Annotated in this window: 23 protein-coding genes; 13 read left to right on the top strand and 10 right to left on the bottom strand. The window is 70.2% G+C overall.

The window, feature by feature from the left end; all coding sequences use genetic code 11:
* Nucleotides 1-39: 39 nt before the first annotated feature.
* Nucleotides 40-561: a carboxymuconolactone decarboxylase family protein gene (locus tag ACFY0T_RS44360; protein ID WP_388884224.1), complete on the top strand. Its 522-nt coding sequence runs from the start codon at nucleotides 40-42 to the stop codon at nucleotides 559-561.
* 66 nt (nucleotides 562-627) lie between these two features.
* On the opposite strand, the gene ACFY0T_RS44355 is transcribed toward ACFY0T_RS44360, so the two are convergent.
* The 3 genes from ACFY0T_RS44355 to ACFY0T_RS44345 all read right to left on the bottom strand — a co-directional run bounded on the left by ACFY0T_RS44355 (nucleotide 628) and on the right by ACFY0T_RS44345 (nucleotide 4078).
* Nucleotides 628-2115: a glutamate synthase subunit beta gene (locus tag ACFY0T_RS44355; RefSeq protein WP_388884223.1), complete on the bottom strand. Its 1488-nt coding sequence runs from the start codon at nucleotides 2113-2115 to the stop codon at nucleotides 628-630.
* A 220-nt stretch (nucleotides 2116-2335) separates the two neighbouring features.
* Complete coding sequence (locus ACFY0T_RS44350; RefSeq protein WP_388884222.1) at nucleotides 2336-2815, bottom strand: DUF1772 domain-containing protein; 480 nt, start codon at nucleotides 2813-2815, stop codon at nucleotides 2336-2338.
* 570 nt (nucleotides 2816-3385) lie between these two features.
* Nucleotides 3386-4078 carry a DUF2293 domain-containing protein gene (locus ACFY0T_RS44345; protein WP_388884221.1) on the bottom strand — a complete coding sequence of 231 codons (693 nt, stop codon included), beginning with the start codon at nucleotides 4076-4078 and terminating at the stop codon, nucleotides 3386-3388.
* Nucleotides 4079-4303: 225 nt separating this feature from the next.
* Between ACFY0T_RS44345 and ACFY0T_RS44340 the strand changes: the two genes are divergently transcribed.
* The 3 genes from ACFY0T_RS44340 to ACFY0T_RS44330 all read left to right on the top strand — a co-directional run bounded on the left by ACFY0T_RS44340 (nucleotide 4304) and on the right by ACFY0T_RS44330 (nucleotide 5978).
* A complete protein-coding gene (locus tag ACFY0T_RS44340) occupies nucleotides 4304-4945 on the top strand; it encodes a uridine kinase (protein ID WP_388884220.1) in 642 nt (213 codons plus the stop codon).
* Between the two features lie 58 nt (nucleotides 4946-5003).
* A complete protein-coding gene (locus ACFY0T_RS44335; RefSeq protein ID WP_388884219.1) occupies nucleotides 5004-5417 on the top strand; it encodes a PPOX class F420-dependent oxidoreductase in 414 nt (137 codons plus the stop codon).
* Nucleotides 5418-5558: 141 nt separating this feature from the next.
* Nucleotides 5559-5978 (top strand): CBS domain-containing protein, encoded by a 420-nt coding sequence (locus tag ACFY0T_RS44330; RefSeq protein ID WP_388884218.1) that lies wholly within the window; start codon nucleotides 5559-5561, stop codon nucleotides 5976-5978.
* Nucleotides 5979-6071: 93 nt separating this feature from the next.
* Here the strand turns inward: ACFY0T_RS44330 and ACFY0T_RS44325 are convergent, their stop codons facing one another.
* The gene (locus ACFY0T_RS44325; RefSeq protein ID WP_388884217.1) at nucleotides 6072-7199 is read right to left on the bottom strand and encodes a magnesium and cobalt transport protein CorA; all 1128 of its coding nucleotides are present in this window, start codon (nucleotides 7197-7199) and stop codon (nucleotides 6072-6074) included.
* A 302-nt stretch (nucleotides 7200-7501) separates the two neighbouring features.
* Between ACFY0T_RS44325 and ACFY0T_RS44320 the strand changes: the two genes are divergently transcribed.
* On the top strand, nucleotides 7502-8296 hold the full coding sequence (locus ACFY0T_RS44320; protein WP_388884216.1) for a class I SAM-dependent methyltransferase: 795 nt from the start codon (nucleotides 7502-7504) through the stop codon (nucleotides 8294-8296).
* 186 nt (nucleotides 8297-8482) lie between these two features.
* On the opposite strand, the gene ACFY0T_RS44315 is transcribed toward ACFY0T_RS44320, so the two are convergent.
* Both ACFY0T_RS44315 and ACFY0T_RS44310 read right to left on the bottom strand, forming a co-directional pair.
* Nucleotides 8483-9433 carry a carbohydrate kinase family protein gene (locus tag ACFY0T_RS44315; RefSeq protein WP_388884215.1) on the bottom strand — a complete coding sequence of 317 codons (951 nt, stop codon included), beginning with the start codon at nucleotides 9431-9433 and terminating at the stop codon, nucleotides 8483-8485.
* The gene (locus ACFY0T_RS44310; RefSeq protein ID WP_388884214.1) at nucleotides 9430-10335 is read right to left on the bottom strand and encodes a pseudouridine-5'-phosphate glycosidase; all 906 of its coding nucleotides are present in this window, start codon (nucleotides 10333-10335) and stop codon (nucleotides 9430-9432) included. Before ACFY0T_RS44310 ends, ACFY0T_RS44315 begins: the two co-directional genes overlap by 4 nt.
* Nucleotides 10336-10440: 105 nt before the next feature.
* On the opposite strand from ACFY0T_RS44310, the gene ACFY0T_RS44305 reads away from it, so the two are divergent.
* The gene (locus ACFY0T_RS44305) at nucleotides 10441-10869 is read left to right on the top strand and encodes a VOC family protein (protein WP_388884213.1); all 429 of its coding nucleotides are present in this window, start codon (nucleotides 10441-10443) and stop codon (nucleotides 10867-10869) included.
* 95 nt (nucleotides 10870-10964) lie between these two features.
* On the opposite strand, the gene fdhA is transcribed toward ACFY0T_RS44305, so the two are convergent.
* Nucleotides 10965-12191 (bottom strand): formaldehyde dehydrogenase, glutathione-independent, encoded by a 1227-nt coding sequence (fdhA, locus tag ACFY0T_RS44300; RefSeq protein ID WP_388884212.1) that lies wholly within the window; start codon nucleotides 12189-12191, stop codon nucleotides 10965-10967.
* A gap of 133 nt (nucleotides 12192-12324) precedes the next feature.
* Here fdhA and ACFY0T_RS44295 point away from each other — a divergent pair, with 133 nt between their 5' ends.
* Nucleotides 12325-12687: a cupin domain-containing protein gene (locus ACFY0T_RS44295; protein WP_388884211.1), complete on the top strand. Its 363-nt coding sequence runs from the start codon at nucleotides 12325-12327 to the stop codon at nucleotides 12685-12687.
* Nucleotides 12688-12762: 75 nt separating this feature from the next.
* Here ACFY0T_RS44295 and ACFY0T_RS44290 read toward each other — a convergent pair whose 3' ends face one another.
* The 3 genes from ACFY0T_RS44290 to ACFY0T_RS44280 form a co-directional block, all read right to left on the bottom strand.
* Nucleotides 12763-14037, bottom strand: coding sequence for an MFS transporter (locus ACFY0T_RS44290; protein WP_388884279.1), 1275 nt, complete (start codon nucleotides 14035-14037; stop codon nucleotides 12763-12765).
* A 249-nt stretch (nucleotides 14038-14286) separates the two neighbouring features.
* A complete protein-coding gene (locus ACFY0T_RS44285) occupies nucleotides 14287-14841 on the bottom strand; it encodes a methylated-DNA--[protein]-cysteine S-methyltransferase (protein WP_388884210.1) in 555 nt (184 codons plus the stop codon).
* Nucleotides 14842-14929: 88 nt separating this feature from the next.
* A complete protein-coding gene (locus ACFY0T_RS44280) occupies nucleotides 14930-15799 on the bottom strand; it encodes a glycerophosphodiester phosphodiesterase (protein WP_388884209.1) in 870 nt (289 codons plus the stop codon).
* 279 nt (nucleotides 15800-16078) lie between these two features.
* Here ACFY0T_RS44280 and ACFY0T_RS44275 point away from each other — a divergent pair, with 279 nt between their 5' ends.
* The 6 genes from ACFY0T_RS44275 (at nucleotide 16079) to ACFY0T_RS44250 (ending at nucleotide 23622) form a co-directional block, all read left to right on the top strand.
* Nucleotides 16079-16945, top strand: coding sequence for an MHYT domain-containing protein (locus tag ACFY0T_RS44275; protein WP_388884208.1), 867 nt, complete (start codon nucleotides 16079-16081; stop codon nucleotides 16943-16945).
* 40 nt (nucleotides 16946-16985) lie between these two features.
* Nucleotides 16986-19121 (top strand): excinuclease ABC subunit UvrB, encoded by a 2136-nt coding sequence (uvrB, locus tag ACFY0T_RS44270; RefSeq protein WP_388884207.1) that lies wholly within the window; start codon nucleotides 16986-16988, stop codon nucleotides 19119-19121.
* A 160-nt stretch (nucleotides 19122-19281) separates the two neighbouring features.
* Nucleotides 19282-19860, top strand: a complete 579-nt coding sequence (locus ACFY0T_RS44265) for a TerD family protein (protein ID WP_138048414.1) — start codon at nucleotides 19282-19284, stop codon at nucleotides 19858-19860.
* Between the two features lie 44 nt (nucleotides 19861-19904).
* Complete coding sequence (locus ACFY0T_RS44260) at nucleotides 19905-21929, top strand: TerD family protein (protein ID WP_388884206.1); 2025 nt, start codon at nucleotides 19905-19907, stop codon at nucleotides 21927-21929.
* A 271-nt stretch (nucleotides 21930-22200) separates the two neighbouring features.
* Nucleotides 22201-23190: a TerC/Alx family metal homeostasis membrane protein gene (locus ACFY0T_RS44255; RefSeq protein ID WP_388884205.1), complete on the top strand. Its 990-nt coding sequence runs from the start codon at nucleotides 22201-22203 to the stop codon at nucleotides 23188-23190.
* A gap of 129 nt (nucleotides 23191-23319) precedes the next feature.
* A complete protein-coding gene (locus ACFY0T_RS44250; RefSeq protein ID WP_388884204.1) occupies nucleotides 23320-23622 on the top strand; it encodes a hypothetical protein in 303 nt (100 codons plus the stop codon).
* Nucleotides 23623-24015: the final 393 nt, after the last annotated feature.

The raw sequence follows: 24015 nt of genomic DNA, 5'->3' as shown, positions 1-24015 counted from the left end.
ACCCTACAACCGGTCTTTCCAGCCCATAGATTCATGGTCATGACGACGAACACGATGCACACGACGACCGGTACCCCTGCTGCGGAGGCCCTGGGCGCGGCTGTGGCCGAAAACGCCCGCCTCGACTTCGCGAAGTCCGCCCCGAAGGTCTTCCGGGCCCTCATCGGCTTCGACGCGGCGGCCCGCCAGGGGCTCGACCCGGCGCTCGTCGAACTGATCCAGATCCGCGCCTCGCACCTCAACCACTGCGCGTACTGCCTCCACATGCACACCAACGACGCCCGCAAGGCCGGCGAGAGCGAGGACCGGCTGCACATGGTCGCGGTGTGGCGCGAGGCCCGGCACTTCTTCACGGAGAAGGAGCGCGCCGCGCTCGCCCTCACGGAGGCGGTCACCCTGGTCGCCGACGGCGGCGTCCCGGACGACGTCTACGCGCAGGCCGCCGCGGTCTTCGACGAGCAGGAACTGGCCCACGTCCTGGCCCTCATCTGCACGATCAACACCTGGAACCGGGTGGCGCTGTCGACGGCGAAGGTGGCGGGCACGGACGAACGACGCTGACACCTCGCCCGGGGACGTCCGGTCCGCACCCTGTTTCGGAGCGTCCTACTCCTGCACCGTCATGGGCTACACCGTCATCGGCCGGTCGTACGGTCCTATCGGCGCCTGGAGCCGCGACGCCCCGGTCAGGGCGCGGTCCACGGCAGCGGCGACCGCACGGCCCTCGGCGATGGCCCAGACGATGAGCGACTGGCCGCGGGCCGCGTCCCCAGCGGCGAACACCCCGGGGACGTTGGTCGCGAAGTCCGCGTCGCGGGCGATCGTGCCGCGCGGGTCGAGGGAGAGGTCGAGCTGGTCGATGAGGCCGTCGTGGCGGTCGGGGCCGGAGAAGCCGAGGGCGAGCAGCACGAGGTCGGCGGGGAGGGTCCGCCCGGAGCCGGGGAGCGGGCGGCGCCGCTCGTCGACCTCGACGAGGTGCAGCGAGCGCACATGACCGTCCGCGTCCCCGGTGAAGCGGAGCGTGGACGCCGCGAAGAGCCGCGCGTCCGCGTCCGCCGCGGGCGCCGTCTCCAGCACGCCGGCCTCCTCGTGCGCGGCCGAGAGCCGGTAGATCTTTGGATACGTCGGCCACGGCTCGGCGTCCTCGTCGCGCTCCGCCTCCGGCTGCGGATAGATGTCCAACTGGGTCACGGACGCCGCGCCCTCCCGCACCGCCGTCCCCAGACAGTCGGCGCCGGTGTCACCGCCGCCGACGATCACGACATGCTTGCCGGCCGCGGAGAGCGGCGAGACCTCCAGATCCCCTTCGCACACCCGGTCGGCCAGCGGCAGATACTCCATCGCCTGATGAATACCGGCCAACTCCCGCCCGGGAACGTCCAGTTCACGCCAGGCCGTGGCGCCGACGGCGAGTATCACCGCGTCGTAGCGTGCCTTCAGCTCGTCGGCGCGGATGTCCGTGCCGATCGCCGTCGACGTACGGAACTTGGTTCCCTCCGCCCGCATTTGATCGAGCCGCCGGTCCAGGTGCCGCTTCTCCATCTTGAACGCGGGAATCCCGTACCGCAGCAGTCCGCCGATCCGGTCGGCCCGCTCGTACACCGCGACGGTGTGCCCGGCCCGCGTCAACTGCTGCGCGGCGGCGAGCCCGGTGGGCCCCGACCCGATCACCGCGACGGTCCGTCCGGAGAGCCGGTCAGGCGGGCGCGGTGGCGTGAAACCGTCCTCCCAGGCGCGGTCGGCGATGGCCACTTCGACGTTCTTGATGGTGACCGCGGGCTGATTGATCGCGAGGACGCAGCCCGCCTCGCAGGGCGCTGGACACAGCCGTCCGGTGAACTCGGGGAAGTTGTTCGTGGCGTGCAGCCGGTCGCTCGCCGCCCGCCAGTCGTCCCGCGAGACGAGGTCGTTCCACTCGGGGATCAGATTGCCCAGCGGACAGGCGTCGTGGCAGAACGGGATTCCGCAGTCCATGCAGCGGTCGGCCTGCCTGTTGATGATCGGCAGCAGCGCCCCGGGGACGTACACCTCGTTCCAGTCCCGCACGCGTTCCTCGACGGGCCGGCGCGGGTACTCCTCGCGCGGTGTGGTCATGAATCCCTTGGGATCGGCCATGGCCGTCTCCCTTGCGTACGCGACGGGCACGGAACCGCGCGGCCGTCGGACGTCATGGACCCACGGCCGTCGGGCGGCACTCCTTTCCCGCCACGATACGTCGCCCGCTCGGGCCACGCCGCTCAGGTGAGGGGCCGCTTCCGCGGGCCTTGTCGTTGGCCGCTCGCCGCTCGCCGCTCGCCGCTCGCCGCTCGCCGCTCTGGGGCGGCTCGGGCGCTGCTCAGGTGAGCGCCAGCGTGTAGGCGACCGCCGCGGCGGCCGACGCGACCGTGCGGACGTGGTTCCACATCGTCCACTCACGCACGTACGTACGCCAGTACACGGCGGTCTCCGGCGTCCCGGGCTCCATCTTGAGCAGCGCCTCGTTGCGCGGCACGTTCGCGACGACCGTCACCCCGAACGACCCGACCAGATACAGCGCGCTGCCCAGCAGCAGCTCCACCGCCCCGTCGTCCGGCAACAGCACGAACGTCACCACCGCGAGCACCGCGCACAGCCCCGCCGACCCGACGAAGACCAGCATGAACGCCGGGCGCAACGCGGCCACATTGATCGCGTTCATCGCGGCGACCCCCTGCGCGGGCGGCAGCTCGGCGATCCCCCTCATCACGAACGTCGAGAACCCGCAGAACACCCCGGCCACCAGCCCGCAGCCGAGCACGCCCAACAGCGTCAGCACGAAATACGGCCCATCGATCATGACTACTCCCGCGTCGCTCCCCGAAGTCAAAGATCCTGCACGGCGTCCACCGTCACCACAAGTGAAATCCTGTACGAGCACAGTGACCATGGCCGAGGGGCGCGGGCACATACGCGAGCGTCCAGGCGGGGTGTTCGGGAGGTGTTCGGGGGCGTCCGGGACGTCCAGGGAGTGTCCTGGCGGGGCTGTGCACACGGGCGGGCGTATGTGAGCCCGGGAAGGTGTGCACGCAGGCGTGCACACATGCCTGTGCCGGGCTGGGCGACCGGCTCGGCCCGGCGCCCCCGCCATGCTGATGCCCCCGTCACGCCGATCGCCTCGGCCACGCCGACGCCCCGGTCACCCTGATCGCCTCGGCCCCGCCAACGCCCCGGTCACGTCGATCGCCTTGGCCACGCCGGTCGCCTCGTTCACGTCGGCGTGGGTGCCCTTTCAGCCCGTCCTGCGTTTGGCTTTCAGCCCCGGTCACGCTGATCGCCTCGGCCACGCCGACGCCCCGGTCACGTCGATCGCCTCGGCCACGCCGACGCCCCGGTCACGTCGATCGCCTCGGCCCCGCCAACGCCTCGGTCACGTCGGCTCCCGCCCGGCGTGCCACTCGCGCAGCGTGGCCTCCACCGCCTCGGCGATCCGCCGCCGCGCCTCATGCCGCGGCACACCGCTCATCAGCAACTGGTCGTACGGCGTATCCGTATGCCGTACGGCGGCGCGGACCGCCGAGGTCACCGCGGCCTCGGACAGCGCACGGCCCGCGGCACTGCGCCCCACCCGCCCGCTGCCGCGCACCGAGGCGTGCACGGCGATCGCCCGCGCCCGGTCGTCCGGGCAGCAGGGAAACAACCGGCGTATCTCCCGAGCGAACGCGTCCGTGAACCGCAGGTCCTCCGCCTCCCGCCGCCGCGCGTCCCGCCCCCGGCGCCGCCGCCGCGCCTCCGCGTCCGCCAGGCACCGCTCCTCGGCCCGGGCGAGCGCCGCCTCCTCGACGAGGAGGCCCTGCCGCTCGTACCGACTCCGCCGCCGGTTGAACCGCACCACCACCGCCGACAGCGCACTGCCCTCCCGCGACCTCCGCGTCAGCGCCGTGTCGCCGCGCGGCAGGAACACCAGATGGCCCAGATCCGCGCAGTCCAGACACCGCGGCGCCCCCTCCTCCAGTACCAGCAGCGCCAGCGGCCCGGTCCGGCACTCGGCGCAGTGCCGCTTCTTGAGCGGCTGGATGACAAGAAGTCCGGTGTGATGCGGGGGAGTTGCGATCGGTGCCATACGCGGTTCATTCCCCTGTCCGCCCCGGGATCTACGCCCCCGGGATCCACGCGCGGGTGCCGTCGTCGACAGCCGTTGTCGGTGACCCGCGTCGGTAGCGGTCAGAGATCCGCCGTCCTGACGAGAGCCGCCATCGAGAGGCGCCCTCAGGGGCAGCCGGAGGTGAGCCTCCCGAAGTCCTCGCGGCCCGGCACGCCCACGAGAACGCCTTGTGGTCGCGGCATCATGGGCCCTGTGCGACTCGAAGCGATCACCTGGGAACGGCTCGGCGACCTCCTCGCCGAGCGTCTGCTCGACCTGAAGCCGGACGACGGCAGCCCCTGGCCGCGCATCGCCTTCGACGGAGCCCCGGCCGCCCGCCCCGGCGACCTGGCGCACCGCGTCTCCGAAGCGCTGCGCATACGAGGCCGGTCCTCGCTCGTCGTCGGTACGGAGGGCTTCCTGCGCCCCGCGTCGCTCCGGTTCGAATACGGCCACCAGGACGTCGATGCCTACTACGACGGCTGGTTCGACACAGGCGCCCTCTGGCGCGAGGTCTTCGGCCCCCTCGAAGCAGGCGGCAACGGCCGTGTCCTGCCCGACCTCTGGGACCCGGCCACCGACCGGGCCACCCGCAGCCCCTACGTCCAACTCCCGCCCGGCGGCATCCTGTTGCTGCATGGCCCCCTCCTTCTGCGCCACTGGTTCCCCTTCGACCTCAGCGTCCACGTGCTCCTCTCCCCGGGGGCCCTCCGCCGCCGTACCCCCGAGGCCGAGCACTGGACCCTCCCCGCCTTCGAGCGCTACGAGACCGAGGTGGACCCGGGCGGCACGGCCGACGTCCTGGTGCGTGCCGACGATCCCCGCCACCCGGCGTGGAACGGCTGATCAAAAATGCCGACCCCCAGAGCTTTTGTATGCGTGTGCATGTAGTTAGTCTGTGTTCATGACGATCCCCGCCGACAAAGCGGCCTCTTTCGACGACTCCGTTCGCAGCCTCCTCGACGGCAAGAACTTCGCCAGCGTCGCCACCCTCGGTCCCGGCGGCGCTCCCCAGAACTCGGTGGTCTGGATCAAACGCGAGGGCGACACCGTCCTCTTCTCCTCGACCGCCGGACGCCAGAAGGTGCGCAACCTCCAGCGGGACCCCCGCATCAGCCTCTCGGTCTTCGACCTCGCCAACCCCTACACCTCGGTCGAGATCCGCGGCACCGCCGAGATCCTCCCCGACCACGCCAAGCGCCTGCCGTACGAGCTCTCGCACAAGTACCTCGGCATCGACCCTCCGGCGGAGAAGGGCGACGAGGTCCGCGTGATCATCCGCGTCGTCCCGCAGAAGATCGTCGGATTCTCGGCCTGACCCGGGCGGCGTGTGGCGGGCAACCCCCGGTAACTGCGAACTTCCGGGTGCGTATCCCCGGGGACGCGGCAAGAATGTAGGGCGCCGGGACTAGCGGTGTGTTCCGCGCCGCGCCGGCCGTCCGGCACCGGGAGGTACTTCATGACCACCGCCGGAGACATCATGCACCGTGGTGCCCAGTGGATTCCCGCCCACGAGACCCTGGACCGCGCCGCCCAGCTCATGCGTGAGCTCAACGTGGGCGCCCTGCCCATCAGTGACGAGAACGAGCGGCTCTGCGGCATCCTCACCGACCGCGACATCGTCGTCGGCTGCGTGGCCATGGGCCACGACCCGGCACGGGTCACCGCGGGCGAGATGGCCCAGGGCACACCGCGCTGGATCGACGCGGGCGCCGACGTCGGCGAGGTGCTCCAGGAGATGAAGGGGCACCAGATCCGCCGGCTTCCCGTGATCGAGAACAAGCGGCTGGTCGGCATGATCAGCGAAGCCGACCTGGCCCGGCACCTGACGGACGAACAACTCGCCGCCTGGGTCGAGAGCGTCTACGCGAGGAGCTAGCTCGCCGATCCTTTGGATCTGTCCCCGTTACCCCTTCCAGCCGTTCCCGAGTGCGCGCTCTCGTCCGGCCGGCCGTGCCGGGCGGGAGGCGTCTCAGAGCCAGCCGTTGCGCCTGAATCCCCGGTACAGGACGAGGCAGGCAGTGGATATCACGCCTATGACGATGGGGTAGCCGAACCTCCAGTGCAGTTCCGGCATGTTGTCGAAGTTCATGCCGTACACCCCGCAGACCATCGTCGGCACGGCGATGACCGCGGCCCACGCCGTGATCTTCCGCATGTCCTCGTTCTGCGCCACCGTCACCTGCGCGAGGTGCGCCTGCAGGATGGAGTTGAGCAGTTCGTCGAAGGAGGCGATCTGCTCGGTGACCCGCAGCAGATGGTCGGAGACGTCCCGGAAGTAGGCCTGTATCTCCGGGTCGACCACCCGTATCGGCCGGGTGGACAGCTCCTGGACCGGACGAGCGAGCGGGACCACGGCCCGCTTCAGCTCGAGGAGTTCACGCTTGAGCTGGTAGATGCGCCCCGCGTCGGCCCGTGCGCCGTTCTCGGCGAAGACGTCGGCCTCGACCTGGTCGATGTCCGCCTGGACCGAGTCCGTGACATTCACATAGTCGTCGACCACATGGTCCGCGATCGCGTGCAGTACCGCGGCCGGCCCCTTGATGAGCTGTTGCGGATCGGCCTCCAGCTCCTCGCGCAACGGGCCGAGGGACCCGTGCCGTCCGTGCCGCACGGTGATGACGAAGTCGGGGCCGACGAAGACCATGATCTCGCCGGTGTTCACCACCTCGCTGGTCGCCGTCAGTTCCTTGTGCTCGACGTAGCAGACCGTCTTGAACACCGCGAACAGCGTCTCGCCGTACCGCTCCAGCTTCGGGCGCTGATGGGCCTCCACCGCGTCCTCGACGGCCAGCGGGTGCAGGTCGAAGAGCTCGGCGATGCCGGCGAACTCCCGCTCCGTCGGCTCGTGCAGTCCGAGCCAGACGAACCCCTCGTCGCTCTTGCGGATCCGCTCCACGGTGTCGACCAGATCGCGGCCGCCGGGGACTCGGCCGCCGTCCTGGTACGCCACGCAGTTCACCACCGCGGAGCCCAGCGGAGACCGGGCGGGGTGACTCAGGTCGACACGGGCGCGCCGCCGTGTCAGCTGCGCCACCTTGCGGAGGCCGCCGACCGCGCCGAGGGCCGTGACCTTCCGCAGATTCCCTGCCATGGACATCTGGATCTCCTTGTGTGGATCCCCTCGCGCCGCGCATTTGCGCCTTGGCTGGCCAGTCTGCCAGGCCTGATCGAGAGCCGGAAAAGCCTGTGGGAACGGAATATTCCGTTCCGGTATCCGCGTGTTGGGTGGCGGATACCTGCGTGTTGGGTGGCGGGCGGCGCTCGCCTGATCGGGCAGGCCGGTGTGCGGCCCTGGACCGCCGCAGGGTGCGGCTGCGCCGCGCTCGGCGGATCGCGCAGGTGTCGACAACGGGAGCGTCGGCGATTCCGGACAAGCCGGTCAACTGGGATGATCCCTCCATGACGCGAACCGACGGGTATCTCCTCGACAACCGGCAGAACGAGGCGGGACAGCGCTTCGATGCCTTCGCCACTCTCTTCGACCCCACGACGTTCCGGCACATCGAGCGCTTCGGCATCGGCTCCGGCTGGCGCTGCTGGGAGGTCGGAGCGGGCGGCACGTCCGTGGTGACCTGGCTCGCCAAGAAGGTCGGCCCGACCGGGCGGGTCGTCGCGACCGACATCGACACCTCGTGGGCGGCCTCCGCCGCCCGGCCGCCGGTCGAGGTCCGCGTCCACGACGTGGGCGCCGAGGAACCGCCGGGGGAGGGCTTCGACCTCGTGCACGCCCGGCTCGTCCTGGTCCATGTGCCGGACCGAGAGCGGGCGTTGCGGTCGATGGTCCAGGCCCTGCGGCCCGGCGGCCGACTCCTCGTCGAGGACGGCGACCCCGCGCTGCAGCCCCTGCTCTGCCCCGACGAGTACGGTCCCGAGCAAGAACTCGCGAACCGGTTGCGCCAAGGCTTCCGCAGCCTGCTCGCGGAGCGCGGCGCCGACATCGCGTACGGCCGCAAACTCCCGCGCCTGCTCCGCGAGGCGGGGCTGAGCGGTGTGGAGGCCGACGCGTACTTCCCTGTCTCCTCGCCCGCCTGCGCCGACCTGGAGTCCGCGACGATCCGTCAGATCCGCGACCAGCTCGTCGCCAAGGGCCTCGCCACCCATCAGGACATCGACCGCCACCTGGCCAATGTCGCCTCCGGCTCCATGGACCTGGCGACGGCACCGATGATCTCGGCGTGGGGGCGCAAAGGGTAGATGGAGATGGGGGGCGACGAGGGCGCCACGGGCATGGCCGGCCGTCCACCGGCGTGTCGCCCCGCTCGGTCGGCGTCGCAGGCCTATCCGTGACGGCCCTACGCGGTGGCACCATCGACTCGCCTGCGCATCCGCCCTACGCGGTGGCGTGGTTGGCCCACCGGCGTGTGCCCCTTCCGGCCGTCGTCAGGTGCCCGCCGGCGGCCTCCCTCCGACCCGTTCCACCGCCATCGCCCCCGCGCCGCACCCCTCGGCCGCCGCCTCCTCGGGCTCCGCGCCCGCGAGCAGGGCGGCGAGGAACGCTCCGGTGAAGGCGTCGCCGGCGCCCGTGGTGTCGCGGGGTGTGGCGGGCACGGCCGGGACACGGGCCCGGACGGTTCCGGAACGGGCCACCAGAGCCCCGTCACTGCCCTGCTTGGCGACGACCAGGGGGACATGGCGGCTCAACTTGGCCGCCGCGTCTCCGGGATCGGGCAGCCCGGTCAACAGGTACGCCTCGTCACGGCTGGGCAGTAGGACATCGACGCCCTCGGCGAGTTCGAGGAAGCGGTCGACCCCCAGCTCGGTGAGGAACCCGGCCGACGCAGGATCCAGGCTCACCGGTACGCCACGCGCGCGTGCCGACTCCAGCGCCACCGACACCAGCGCCCGGCTCGGCTCGGAGAAGAACAGGTACCCCGACAGATGCAACCGCGCGACATCGTCGAGCAGCGCGGGCGACCAGTCGCCGGGGTCGAGCCGCAGAGAGGCCCCGCTGTCCGTGAGGAACGTACGCTCCGCCGATGCGCCCGTGTCCACCAGGCAGATCACCGTCCCGGTCGGCGCCTGCGGATCAACGACAAGGAGGGGGTGTACGCCGCAGGCCGCGAGCTCGCGCTCGTGCCACGCTGCCGCGTCCGCACCCACCCGGCCCAGCAGCCGTACGTCCGCACAGCCCCAATGCGCCGCCCAGCACGCGACGTTGGCGCCCGCGCCGCCCGGCACGGTGCAGATCGCGGCAGCGGTGTCGGTGCCCGCCGCGAGCGGTCCGTGGTGCCGGGCGACGACGTCCGTGACGACGTCCCCGACGACGAGCAGAGCGCCCGCGGGCACCCTCGTGTCCCGCCCGGCGGCGCCCCCGCGATCCGTCTCGTTCACACCCCGGCCCAGGCCGCCGCGATCCGCGCCGCGAGCCGTACGTTGCCGCGCACCGCCGCTAGATTGGCGCGCAGCGAGGCACCGTCGGTGTGCCGCACCAGATAGTCGAGCAGGAACGGTGTCACCGCTTGCCCGGTCACGCCCTCCGCCGCGCACGCGTGCAGCGCGTCGGCGAGCACGCGCGCGTGGAGCGCGGGATCGAGCTGCTCCTCTTCGGGGACGGGGTTCGCGACGATGAGCGCCGACTCGGGGCCGTCCACCGTGTCCTGCGCGCGCATGACATCCGCCACCTGCCCGGGGGACTCCAGCGTCCAGTCCACCGGATACCCCGAGTCCGACAGGTAGAAGCCGGGGAAGCGCCCTGTGCCGTACCCGGCCACCGCCACGCCGAGCGTCTCCAGGCGCTGCAGCGTCGCGGGCACGTCCAGGATCGACTTCACGCCCGCGCACACCACCGTGATCCGGGTACGGGCCAAAAGGCCCAGGTCGGCGGACTCGTCCTGCGTCACCGTCCACTCCCGGTGCACCCCGCCGAGCCCGCCCGTCGCGAACACCCGTACACCCGCGAGGGCGGCCAGCAGCGCTGTCGCGGAGACGGTCGTCGCCCCGCTCGCGCCCGCCGCCACCGCGAGCGGCAGATCACGGTGACCCAGCTTGCGGATCCCTTCCTCGTTCGCGACCCGCTCCAGCTGCTCCTTGTCCAGACCGACATGGGGCTGCCCGTCCAGCACGGCGATCGTCGCGGGGACGGCACCCTCCCGCCGTACGACATCCTCCAGCTCCAGCGCGACCTGCAGATTGCGTGGGCGGGGCAGCCCGTGCGCGATGATCGTCGACTCCAGGGCCACCACCGGCCGGCGCGCGTCCAGCGCCTCCCGCACCTCTTCGGACACCACGATCACGAGCCTGCCTCCTGCCGGTCGACGTTCCTCGTCTCTGGATCTCTGGCGAGCGGCACGCCCGGCCAAACCCTTGCGACCTGCGGCGTACGACACCAGCCTGGGGGCATGACGGACAACTCGACACGTCTCGACCATGTCGTCCTGTGGGTGCGCGATCCGCTCGCCTCGGCCGACTTCTACGAGAAGGCGGTCGGCCTGGAGCCCCTGAGGGTCACCGAATTCGCCGCCGGAAAGGAGTCGTTCCCCTCCGTACGCATCAATGAGGAGACCATTGTCGACCTCATGCCCCTGCCCATGGCGGAGTACATGAACATGGTCCCGGGAGGCGCCGACAGTGCCGGGCACCCGGTCAACCACGTATGCCTGTCCCTCAAGGGAGGCGATTTCGACGCGCTGCGGGCACGTCTGGAGGAGCGGTCCGTTCCCGTCTCGGGCTTCTCCTACGACTCCTACGGCGCCCGCGGAATGGCCAAGCGCAGCTTCTACTTCCGTGACCCCGACGGAAACGTCTTCGAGGCACGGCACTACGAGTAGCCCTCGGGGCGGCACTACAAGCAGCCCTCAAAGCCCTCAAGCGGCAGAAGGGGTGCTCCCACGCGCGCGGGAGCACCCTTTCGGGAGGCGCGAGGTCAGACAGGCCGTACGCCGTTCAGCGCTCCATGCGGATTGAGCACGTACTTGCGGCCGGCGCCCTGGTCGAACTCGGCGTAGCCGCGCGGTGCGTCCTCCAGGCCGATCACGGTCGCGTTGACCGCCTTGGCGATGTGCACCCGCTCGTGCAGGATCGCCTTCATCAGCCCCCGGTGGTACCGCATCACCGGGCACTGGCCCGTGGTGAAGCCGTGGCTCTTGGCCCACCCGAGGCCGAGCCGCACCTTCAGCGTCCCGGTCTTCGCGTCCTGGTCGATCCCGCCGGGGTCGTCCGTGACATACAGCCCGGGGATGCCCAGGGCACCGCCCGCGCGCGTGATGCCCATCAGCGAGTTGAGGACGGTCGCGGGCGCCTCCTGGGCGTTCGGGCCGTGCGCCCGGGCCTCGAAGCCGACCGCGTCGACGGCCGCGTCGACCTCGGGTTCACCGAGGATCTGCGCGATCTGGTCCTCCACACCGCCGCGTGAGACGTCGACGGTCTCGCAGCCGAAGCTCTTTGCCTGGGCGAGGCGTTCGGCGTTGAGGTCCCCGACGATGACGACGGCGGCGCCCAGCAGCTGCGCCGACGCGGCCGCGGCCAGACCGACCGGGCCCGCCCCGGCGACGTACACCGTCGAACCGACCCCGGCGCCCGCGGTGACCGCACCGTGGAAGCCGGTCGGGAAGATGTCCGACAGCATGGTCAGGTCGAGGAGCTTCTCACGTGCCTGGTCCCGGTCCGGGAACCGCAGCAGGTTGAAGTCCGCGTACGGGACCATGGCGTACTCGGCCTGACCACCGACCCAGCCGCCCATGTCGACATAGCCATAGGCCGCCCCCGGACGGGCCGGGTTGACGTTCAGGCAGATACCGGTCTTGCGCTCCTTGCAGTTGCGACACCGCCCGCAGGCGATGTTGAACGGCACCGAGACGATGTCCCCGACCTCGAGGAACTCGACGTCCGGTCCGCGTTCCAGTACCTCTCCGGTGATCTCGTGTCCGAGGACCAGCCCCTCGGGCGCGGTCGTACGGCCCCGCACCATGTGCTGGTCACTTCCGCAGATGTTGCTGGCGAGGACCTTGAGAATGACCCCGTGCCGGCACTTGCGGCCGACGTTCTCGGGAGCCACCCCCGGCCCGTCCTGCAGTTCAAGCGTCGGATAGTCGATGGTCCTGACCTCCACCGCACCCGGCTTGAGATACGCCACTGCCCTGTTTCCGCTCATGCCTGATCGCCGTCCCTTCGGCTCCGTGACTTCGGATGCCAGCGGCTGTGCGCAGGGCGGAGTCTGCTACCGGTCGCGCGTTCCGGCCACCCTCCGCGCGCGGCCTTTCTCGCAACCCTTAAGGTGACCGCTCATGACCGCGAGCACCCAGGCCACCCCGTCCTTCGCCGTGCACATCCCCGACGCCGAGCTCGAACCGGAGCCCCTGGATCCGGCCCAGATCGTCTCCGGCGACCCGGTCGTGACGGGCAAGGTGCTGTGGGAGTCGGCCGACGGCAAGCAACTGCGTGGCATCTGGCAGATCACGCCCGGCGTGGTCACCGACACGGAGGCGAACGAGCTGTTCGTCGTCGTCAGCGGCCGCGCCACGATCGAGGTCGAGGGCGGCGACGTCATCGAGGTGGGCCCCGGCGACGCGGCGATCCTGCGCGAGGGCGACCGTACGACGTGGACGGTGCACGAGACGCTCCGCAAGGCGTATCACATCAGCCTCTGACACCGGCCCTCACCGAGGGCGCCTCCCCTCCTAGTCGAGGACGCCGTGCTTCCTCACCGACCGCACCGTGCCTCCTCACCGACCGCGACCGCGCCGCCCCCGTGTGAACAGTGCCAGCCCGCCCAGCGGCACCAGCAGACACGCGGCGACGAGGTTCAGCCACCCGTAACTCGCCCGCGCGACAACAAGACCGGCGGCCGCTCCACCGAGACCGGCCGCCGTGTTCATGGTCAGGTCGGACAGCCCCTGCGCGGCGGCCCGCGCCGCCTGGGGCACGGAGTCCGTCAGGAGCGCCGAGCCCGACACCATCCCGGACGACCACCCCAGACCCAGCACGAAGAGGCCCACGGCCGTCTGCCGATGGCTGTCTCCCGCCGTTCCGGCGAGCAGCGCCGCACAGGCCAGCAGACCCACGGCGAGCCCGATCCCGGAGAGCCGCCCGAGCCGGTCCGAGAGCCGCCCCATGAGGGGCGAGAACGCGTACATGCCCGCGATGTGACCGCTGATCACCAGCCCGATCAGATCGATGCTCGCGCCGTGGTGCCCGAGATCCACGGGGGTCATCGACATGATCGAGACCATCGCGGTGTGCGAGACGGTCACCGTCAGGAGCGCCAGCTTGGCCCGCGGCGAGGCGGCGACGGCGGCGAGACCGGCCCGCAGGGAACGCGCGGCGGCCGACCGCTCCTCGACGGGCGCGAGCGCCCTGGCGGTCAGCAGGGGATCGGGACGCAGCAGCACGGCCACCAGCAGCGCGGAGACGAGAAACACCCCGGCCGCCCACAGGAACGGCCCCGCCGTCTCGGGAATCCCGAGCCCGGAGACGCTGCGTCCGGCGGGCGCGGCGATGTTCGGCCCCAGCACCGCCCCGATCGTGGTGGCCCACACCACGTTCGAGATGGCCCGTGCCCGCCGCCCGGGCTCGGCCAGATCGGCGGCCGCGAACCGCGCCTGCAGATTCGCCGACGAGGCCGCGCCGAACCCCGCCATGCCGAGCAGCAGCAGCGGAAAGCTCCCGATGCTCGCCGCGACCACCACGACACCCGCTCCCGACGCACCGATGAGATACGCCAGCACGAGCCCCGGCCTGCGGCCGCGCGCGGTCATCAGCGCGGCCAGCGGCACGGAGAGCACCGCCGTACCGCTGACGGTCGCGGTGGGCGCGAGCCCGGACAGCGACTCGGTGCCGCTGACCTGCTTGGCCAGCACGGTGGCGAGCGCGATGCCGGTGGCCACTCCGAGCCCGCCGAGGATCTGACTGGCGATCAGCACGGCGGTGATACGGCGCCGCAGCGCCGGTATCGCCTCCGCGTCCACGGGGACGGAGACCTGCCGCTCGACGGAGGTCACGGAGAACACTCGGACGGGGAACGCTTGGATACGGCGGAACAGGATGCGCACCAGGATCTGATCACCGGCGCAGTTTCCCAGCCCGTACGGCTGTACGAACATGGGTTTTCACGTACGTTCCGAACCGCGGCTGTCAGGCAGGCGCGAACACCGGCTGTCGCGTATGCGTGAACACGGGTTGTCACGCAGCGGCGTTGCGCGATCACCGGCTCTGCGGTGAGACACCACACCCGGCTCACCGCAGGGCCGTCAGAACAGCGGCTCCGGAAGCACCCCCTCCAGCGCGAGCAGCTTCCGCTTCGTCTCCAGACCGCCCCCGAACCCGCCGATACCACCGTCGCTTTCGACCACCCGGTGGCACGGCACGACGACCGGCAGTGGATTCGAGCCCATGGCCACCCCTACAGCCTGCGCCGCGCCCGGCTGGCCGACCCGCCCGGCCAGGTCGCCGTAGCCCACGACCGAGCCGTACGGAACGCCGGACGCCAGCTCGCGCAGCACCTGGCGGTTGAACCCGGAGATCAGCGACCAGTCCAGCGGCAGTTCGAAGTCGTGCCGCTCGCCCGCGAAGTACGCCGCGACCTGACGTATCGCCTCGGCCAGCAGGGGCGACTCGGGTGCCTCGACGGGCTCGGTGCCCAGTCGGGACGCGAGCCGGTCGAGCGCCTTGTCGCGCACCTCGTCCGTGGCGTGGAACACGACGTTCACCAGGCCGTCGCGTGTCGCCGCCAGCAGCAGCGGACCGATGTCCGTGCCCACGACGGTCCACACGACCTGCTGCTCGTACTGCCCATGGCTGTCCATGCGATCCACCGTACGGTGCGCCACTGACAACGCCCGTGGCGCGGAAGCCGGCACACGTCCGCACCACGGGCGAGGGAGCTGTGCGGTGCTACCCCAATGCCCTCCGGACGACGTCGGGCACATTCGTGATGATGCCGTCCACGCCGAAGCCCGCCACACGTCGCGCGACGTCCGCGTCGTTCACGGTCCAGGCGAAGACCCGCATCGGCGTGCCGTGCGGTCCGTCGAACGAGTGGACCGCGGAGACGTAGCCGGACGAGAGCCCGGTGTGATCCGGATTGATCTGGTCGGTGAATCGGGCGTACTCGGGGAGCTGCGCGATCGACGGCCTGCCCAGGAAGGCCGTCTTGATGCCGGGGCGCAGATCGTGGACCGTCCGCACGCTGTCCGCACTGAAACTCTGGACGATCAAGCTGCTCCTGAGATGCGCCGGGTCGAGCCAGCCCTCGTTGCTCAGGAGCTTGAGGGTCTGCCGCTCGATGCCCGGGTAGAGCCCGGGGTTCTTGATCTCCAGGACGAGCTTCTGGTGGTTGTACGAGACCCGGTTCATGTACTGCTTCAGCGTCGGCACGCGCGTGCCCGCGTACCGGGGGCCGAACCAGCTCCCGGCGTCCAGGCGGGCGACCTCCGCGGCGGTGAAGTCCTTGACCTTCCAGGGAGCCCTGTCCGGATAGAGCTGCTCGACATTGGTCGTACGCGCCAGTGTGGAGTCGTGCAGGACGACGAGTTCACCGTCCCGGGTGCGCTGGACGTCGTTCTCGACCCAGCTGAATCCCATCGCGGCCGCCTTGTCGATGGCGGCCAGGGTGTTCTCGGGCGCGTAGCCGGAGGCACCACGGTGGGAGACGATCACCGGCCGGGTGCTCTGGGACCCGGCCCGGGCGTGCGGACTGGGGAGTATCACAACGGCGCCCCCTAGAAGCGCGGCGGTCGTGGCGGCGGCAACGCGCGCGTGCATTCCTTCTCCTCGCGTCGAATGATCACGGACAGCACAAGAGTGACAGCAGAGAGTCAATGAAGAAGGGGTGCGAGATGGCCACAAATTGAATGGAGTTGTCCAAGTCCACTCACTGGCGCCGCACAAGTGGGGCGAGGCCGTGATTCTTTGCCGGAAAATCGTTCGACCATTCCGGTGGGGGTCATACTCTCTGCCTCGACCCTGTCCGCTCTTGCGGTCCTGAGGGTGGGGGCATTTCCGGGAATTTCAGGATCAACAGGGCGGGAAGGGCAGCCGCGCATGCAGGGCACGGTCGACGGCTTCACTTACGGACTCGTCACACCGCTGGTGGCCTACCTCATGGCCTGTTTGGGCGGAGCGCTGGGACTGCGCTGCACCACCAGATCGATGCTCGTCGCCCGCTCCTGGCGCGCCGGCTGGCTGGCGCTCGGCTCGGCCGCGATCGGCTCGGGCATATGGACCATGCACTTCATCGCGATGATGGGGTTCACGGTCAAGGAGACCCCGATCCACTACGACAAGCCGACAACGTTCGCGAGCCTGGGCGTGGCCATCGTGATGGTCGGCATTGGCATCTTCATCGTCGGCTACCGGGGCGCGAGCGGCACGGCGCTCTTCACCGGAGGCACCATCACCGGTCTGGGAGTCGCCTCGATGCACTACCTGGGCATGGCCGGCATGCGCCTGAACGGGAAGCTCGAATACAACACCCTCACCGTCTCCGCCTCGGTCGTCATAGCCGTCGTCGCCGCGACAGCCGCCCTGTGGGCGGCGGGACAAGTCCGGGGATTCCTCTGGAGCGTGGGTGCCAGTCTCGTCATGGGGCTCGCCGTCAGCGGCATGCACTACACGGGCATGGCCGCCCTCAGCGTCCATCTCCACGGCACGTCCAGCACCCCCGGGGGCGACTCGCCCGCCGCCCTGCTCGCCCCGATGATGATCGGCCCGCTGGTCTTCCTGTGTCTGGCGGGCGTCGTCGTGATGTTCGACCCGCTGATGGTCATGGGCAAGCCCGACTGGACCCCCACCGAGAACCGGCCCGGTATCCCGGCTCATCCCGCCGTCCCGCACCCCGGCCGCCGTCCTCCCACCCGCGCCGGCCGCAACCAGCGGCACCGCAGCTCCCGGACCCCGCAGAGCTGGTGATCCGACCCGGTTGTCAGTGCGGGGTCGTACCGTGGATTCCATGCGGCCCGTATCCAAGATCGAACGTTCGGTGGCGCCCTTCGAGGTCGTCAGCCCCTACCAGCCAAGCGGTGACCAGCCCACGGCCATCGCCGACCTGGAGAAGCGCATCCGCGCAGGTGAGAAGGATGTCGTCCTGCTGGGCGCGACCGGCACCGGCAAGTCCGCCACCACCGCGTGGATGATCGAGAAGCTCCAGCGCCCCACCCTGGTGATGGCCCCGAACAAGACCCTGGCCGCCCAGCTGGCCAACGAGTTCCGCGAGCTGCTGCCGAACAATGCGGTCGAGTACTTCGTCTCGTACTACGACTACTACCAGCCCGAGGCATATGTCCCGCAGTCGGACACCTACATCGAGAAGGACTCCTCGATCAACGAGGAGGTCGAGCGCCTGCGCCACTCCGCGACCAACTCGCTGCTGACCCGCCGCGACGTCGTCGTGGTCGCCTCGGTCTCCTGCATCTACGGTCTGGGCACGCCGCAGGAGTACGTGGACCGCATGGTCTCGCTCAAGGTCGGCGACGAGATCGACCGCGACGACCTGCTGCGCCGCTTCGTCGACATCCAGTACACGCGCAACGACGTGGCGTTCGCGCGCGGAACCTTCCGGGTCCGCGGCGACACCATCGAGATCTTCCCGGTCTACGAAGAGCTGGCCGTCCGCATCGAGATGTTCGGCGACGAGATCGAGGCCCTCTCCACGCTGCACCCGCTCACCGGAGAGGTCATCAGCGACGACAACCAGGTCTATGTGTTCCCGGCCTCCCACTACGTGGCGGGCCCCGAGCGCATGGAGCGCGCCGTCAACGACATCGAGAAGGAGCTGGGGGAGCGCCTCGCCGAACTGGAGAAGCAGGGCAAGCTCCTGGAGGCCCAGCGCCTGCGCATGCGGACGACGTACGACCTCGAGATGCTCCGCCAGATCGGCTCCTGCTCCGGCGTCGAGAACTATTCGATGCACTTCGACGGCCGCGAACCCGGCTCCCCGCCGAACACGCTGATCGACTACTTCCCGGACGACTTCCTGCTCGTCATCGACGAGTCGCACGTCACCGTGCCCCAGATCGGCGCGATGTACGAGGGCGACGCGTCCCGCAAGCGCACCCTCGTGGACCACGGCTTCCGACTGCCGTCCGCGCTGGACAACCGCCCCCTGAAGTGGGAGGAGTTCCAGGAGCGCATCGGGCAGACGGTCTACCTCTCGGCGACCCCGGGGAAGTACGAGCTCTCCCGTTCCGACGGCCAGGTCGAGCAGATCATCCGCCCCACCGGCCTGATCGACCCCGAGGTCGTCGTCAAGCCCACCGAGGGCCAGATCGACGATCTGGTGCACGAGATCCGCAAGCGCACCGAGAAGGACGAGCGTGTCCTGGTCACCACACTCACCAAGAAGATGGCCGAGGACCTCACCGACTACTTCCTCGAACTCGGCATCCAGGTGCGCTATCTTCACAGCGACGTCGACACCCTGCGCCGCGTCGAGCTGCTGCGCGAGCTGCGTGCCGGCGAGTACGACGTCCTGGTCGGCATCAACCTCCTGAGGGAGGGCCTCGACCTGCCCGAGGTCTCCCTGGTGGCGATCCTGGACGCCGACAAGGAGGGCTTCCTGCGTTCCGGTACGTCGCTGATCCAGACCATCGGCCGCGCGGCGCGCAACGTGTCCGGCCAGGTCCACATGTACGCCGACAAGATCACCCCGGCGATGGAGAAGGCCATCGAGGAGACCAACCGCCGCCGGGAGAAGCAGGTCGCGTACAACACGGAGAAGGGCATCGACCCGCAGCCCCTCCGCAAGAAGATCAACGACATCGTGGCGCAGATCGCCCGCGAGGACGTCGACACGGAGCAGCTGCTCGGCTCGGGTTACCGCAAGATGAAGGACGGCAAGGGCGCCAAGGCCCCCGTACCCTCGCTCGCCGGCAAGGCGGCCAAGTCCGCCAAGGGCAAGGGCAAGGGCAAGGAGACGGTGCCGACCGACCGCCCGGCGGCCGAACTCGCCGAGCAGATCGAGGAGATGACGGAGCGGATGCGCGCCGCCGCGGCCGATCTCCAGTTCGAGATCGCGGCCCGACTGCGCGACGAGGTCTCCGAGATGAAGAAGGAGCTGCGCCAGATGAAGGAGGCAGGCATAGCATGACGCCTTCGCGGGCCGTGCCGGACCTCGGCATATGCGCGCTGTGTTGCAAGACCGACACAAAGCGCGCCCCAGGGTTCGGCACTGTCAGTGCCGCTGCGTAGGGTTCTGGTCATCCGCGGACTCCGCGGCAACAGGGGACAGTTCGAGAGGGGAACAGCGCGTGACGGTCAACATGACCAAGGGTCAGGCCATCAGTCTGCAGAAGAACGACGGGGGCACCCTGACCGCGGTGCGCATGGGGCTCGGCTGGCAGGCGGCCCCCCGGCGCGGGCTGTTCGGCTCGCGCACCCGGGAGATCGACCTCGACGCGTCCGCCGTGTTGTTCGCGGACAAGCAGCCCGTCGACGTCGTGTTCTTCCGCCACCTCGTCAGCGACGACGGCTCCGTGCGGCACACCGGTGACAACCTGGTCGGCGGTGTCGGCCAGGGCGGCGACGACGAGGCGATCCTCGTCGACCTGCAGCGCGTCCCGGTCCACATCGATCAGATCGTCTTCACCGTGAACTCCTTCACGGGCCAGACCTTCCAGGAGGTGCAGGACGCGTTCTGCCGTCTCGTCGACGAGACCAACGGCCAGGAGCTCGCCCGCTACACGCTGGCGGGCGGTGGGCAGTACACGGCCCAGATCATGGCGAAGGTGCACCGGGCGGGCGCGGGCTGGCAGATGACGGCGCTTGGTACGCCGGCCAACGGCCGTACGTTCCAGGACCTGATGCCCGCGATCCTGCCGCACCTGTAGGCAGCGGGCGCGCAGCACACGAAGCGACGTAGGGGGACAAGGCGATGACGGCCGAGCTGGTCCGGGGGCAGAATCACCCGCTCTCCCAGGCCCGACTTGAGGTCCGCGTTTCGGCCGGCAAGCCGATCGTGGCCGGGGCCACGCTCAGCGATGAGCAGGGCAAGGTCCGCGGCGTCGAGTGGGTGGCCCACCCGGGCGCGCCCACGCTGCCCGGACTCGAGGTCTCCAAGCAGGCGGCGGCCGACCACCGCCTCGCGTTCGATTTGGGCGCCCTGCCGGAGAGCGTGCACCGGGTCAGTGTGCTGCTCGCACTGCCGTCCGGCGATGGGGGAGGTCCGGTCCGGTTCGGCGCCGTCGCCGCCCCCTTCGTCGCGGTCACCGGCCTCGACGGCTCCGAGGTTGCCAGCTACACCATCACCGGCCTGGACGCCGAGTCGGCCGTCGTCGCCCTGGAGCTCTACCGCAGGCAGGGCGCGTGGAAGGTCCGCGCGGTCGGCCAGGGCTACGCGGGCGGCCTCGCCGAACTCCTCACCGACCAGGGCCTGCCCGAGGCCCAGCAGCTGGCGGGCAGCATCAACGAGGCGGTGGCCCAGGGCCTGGCCCGCTCCGTTTCGGCACCCCCGCCGCGTACGCCGGACGCGGACCGCTCACGCCAGGCGGCCGCCTCGGCCCCGGGACCGGACCAGCCGTACGGCGGGCCTCAGGGCGCCGCCAGTGCCGTACCGCCGCAGTCCCCGTACGACGCGCACGGTTCGCACGGAGCCGCAGTGCCGCAGACGGGCTACCCGGGTGGTCCCGGACAGCCCGACCCCTCCGCCGCCACCCAGCCGTCCGCGTCCGCAGCCGGCGGCGGAATCAACTACAGCCACCCCGGCCGGCAGAACGCGGCCCCGCCGCCGCCCCCGCCGACCGCACCACCGGCTCCGCCCGGACAGCCCGCGCAGCCCGTCGCCGGCGACGCGACCGGCTGGTCCATGGAGGAGCGGCTCTACAACCAGGTGTGGGGCATGTTCGAGGACCTGGCCCGCACCACCGCCGCGTACCGCAGCGCCGTCGACTTCGCCGACTCGCGTATGGAGCAGGAGCTCGACAAGGTCCTGTCCGACCCGCGCAGCAGGATCGGGGGACAGGGCGACGCCGCGCGCGAGGCGGCCCGCGCCAAACACGCCCAACTGGTCGACCAGGCCCGGGCGGCCCTCGACCGGGACCTCGCCCAGCTCACCGTCGAGGCCGAGGTCGTCGAGCCCGCACTGCCCCCGGCGTACGCGCGCTGGGACAACCCGGTCTGGCACGGCTATCGGGTACCGATGGAAATCCCCATGGCGCTGCGCCTCGGCGACCTTCATCTGCCCGAGAGTGAGGGCCTGAGCATCCCGATGCTGGTCCGTCTGCCACTGGAGCGCGGCCTGTGGATCGACAGCGGCCGCGCCACCCTCGACGACTCGCTCGCCGACTCCGACGAACTGCGCCGCCTCGCCATGGACACGGCGGTGGCGCATGCCGCACGGCTGCTCGCCGTCTATCCCGCGGGCGAGTACACGGTGCACGTCATCGACCCGGCCGGCTCGGGAGCCTCGTCCCTCGCACCACTGGTGCAGTCCGGGGTGCTCGACGCCCCGCCGGCCGTCGGTGCCGCTGGCGTGGCCGACGTCCTGGCCCGGCTCACCCAGCGTGTCGACCTGGTGCAGATGGCGGTGCGCGGCGGAGCGGCCGACTCCCTGCCCCCGGGCTTCGACACCGCCGAGCAACTGCTGATCGTCAACGACTTCCCGCACGGCTTCGACGACCGCGCCGTAACCCAGCTGCGTTACCTCGCGGACGAGGGCTCGGCGGTCGGCGTCCATCTGATGATGGTGGCCGACCGGGAGGACGCCGCCGCCTATGGGCCGCTGCTCGACCCGCTCTGGCGCTCGCTGCTGCGGCTCACTCCGGTGCCCGACGACCACCTCGCCGACCCGTGGGTCGGGCACGCCTGGACGTACCAGCCCGCGCTCGTCCCACCGGGCAGCCAAGTACTCCAGCAGGTGCTCGCCCAGGTGGCGGCCGCCCGCCGCCCCTGGAACCGCTGACACGTCGGCGGTCGTCCCAGAAGGGTTGTGTCAAGCATCAGTAAAGCCACCTGACCTGCGAGTTTGGCTCTCCCTTTACTAATCCCTTTACCTTTCCTTGGTAGTTCGGTACTCTCTTCCGTACGGAGGGGAGTACTCCCTGCCTGCTGCGGCGTACCCGTCAATACGGATCTGGCCAGATCCCGGGGCGTCGGCCCGTGAGCGTCACGGGTGGAAGAGACCTCCGGTAGCGACGACGCTGACATCTGCCGTTACGACTGCCGGAGGCGCAGTGGATGTTTCCCTGACCCTGTGGGTCCTGACGATCGTGGGTCTTGCCGCCCTGATCGCGATCGACTTCTTCATCGGCCGCAAGCCGCACGACGTATCCATCAAGGAAGCCGGAATCTGGACCATCGTCTGGATCGTCCTGGCCGGGCTGTTCGGACTCGGACTGCTCGTCTTCTCCGGCGGTGAGCCTGCCGGAGAGTTCTTCGCGGGCTTCATCACCGAGAAGTCGCTGAGTGTCGACAACCTCTTCGTCTTCGTCCTGATCATGGCGAAGTTCGCGGTGCCCTCGCGGTACCAGCAGCGGGTGCTGCTCGTCGGTGTGCTCATCGCCCTCGTCCTGCGCGCGATATTCATCGCCGCGGGTGCCGCGATCATCGCGAGCTTCGCGTGGGTCTTCTACATCTTCGGCGCGTTCCTCATCTACACCGCCTGGAAGCTGATCCAGGAGGCCCGGGCCGAGGAGGAGGACGAGGAGTTCGAGGAGAACCGGCTGCTCAAGGCCGCCGAGCGTCGCTTCGGCGTGGCCGACCGCTACCACGGCACCAAGCTGTGGATCCAGCAGAACGGCAAGCGGGTCATGACACCGATGCTGGTCGTGATGCTGGCGATCGGCACCACCGATGTGCTCTTCGCGCTCGACTCGATCCCCGCGATCTTCGGTCTGACCCAGGACCCGTACATCGTCTTCACGGCCAATGCGTTCGCGCTGATGGGGCTGCGGCAGCTGTACTTCCTTATCGGCGGCCTGCTCAAGAAGCTGGTCCACCTCAGCTACGGTCTGTCCGTCATCCTCGGCTTCATCGGCGTCAAGCTGGTGCTGCACGCACTGCACGAGTCGGGGGTCCACGTCCCCGAGATCTCCATCCCGGTCTCGCTCGGCGTGATCTGCGCGGTCCTGGTGGTCACCACGATCACCAGCCTGATCGCCTCGAAGAAGCAGGCGGCGCTCGAAGAGGCCAAGAGCGCTCCGAAGGACAGCATCGAGGTCTGACCACGTCGGACGTAGGAACAACCATCCCCGGGAGCGGTGCGCGGCGAATTGCCGACCACCGCTCCCGGTGCTTGCTTGAGTGCTGAGCGTTCCCCGGCCCGGGGACGCCCCGGTGGGGTGGAGGCACCCATGAAGTTCGTGCAGATCATCGACTTCGAGACCGAGCGCATGGAAGAGATGCGGGAACTCGTCCAGCAGGCCGAGCAGCGCACCGCGGGCCGCAGCGGTGGCCCCACGCACCGACTCGTCCTGCAGGACCGCAACACGCCCAACCGCTACCTCGTAGTGATCGAGTTCGAGTCGTACGAGGACGCCATGCGCAACAGCAACGACCCCGAGACGACCAAGATGGCGGAGCAAATGGCCGCGCTCTGCACCAGGCCGCCGTCCTTCACCGACTGCGACGTACGGGAGATGACCGAGCTGAAGTAGCGGCCCGGGCCTCGAACGAGCCTTTCGTCGCAGTCCCGAAGCGGGCCCTGCGCCACGGGAACGGGGGCCTGCACCAGCGGAGTGCGGGCGCGCGCCACCCGGGGGCGGGGCCGCGCGCCTGCGACGATCGCAGCATGATCGTTCGGCTGCGGTCACTCGCGACGCAGTGGACGGCAGTCGTGCTGGTCCTGCTGCCCTTCGCCTGGGGAAGCGACCTGCCCGCTGCGGTCATCGCGCTCGTGACGCGGTCCTCGCCGGGGTGGGGCGGGCCCGCCGCCCCCCCCCCCCCCCCGGGGGGGGCCCCCCCCCGGTTTTTTCCCCCCCTCTTGGACAAGGGGAACACCCCAGGCCCCGCCGGGGGGGCGGCACCCGGGGGGAATAACAAGGCCGGCC

The sequence above is a fragment of the Streptomyces sp. NPDC001530 genome, assembly GCF_042894545.1.
GTDB lineage: Bacteria > Actinomycetota > Actinomycetes > Streptomycetales > Streptomycetaceae > Streptomyces.
This window is presented reverse-complemented; position numbering and strand designations above follow the sequence as displayed.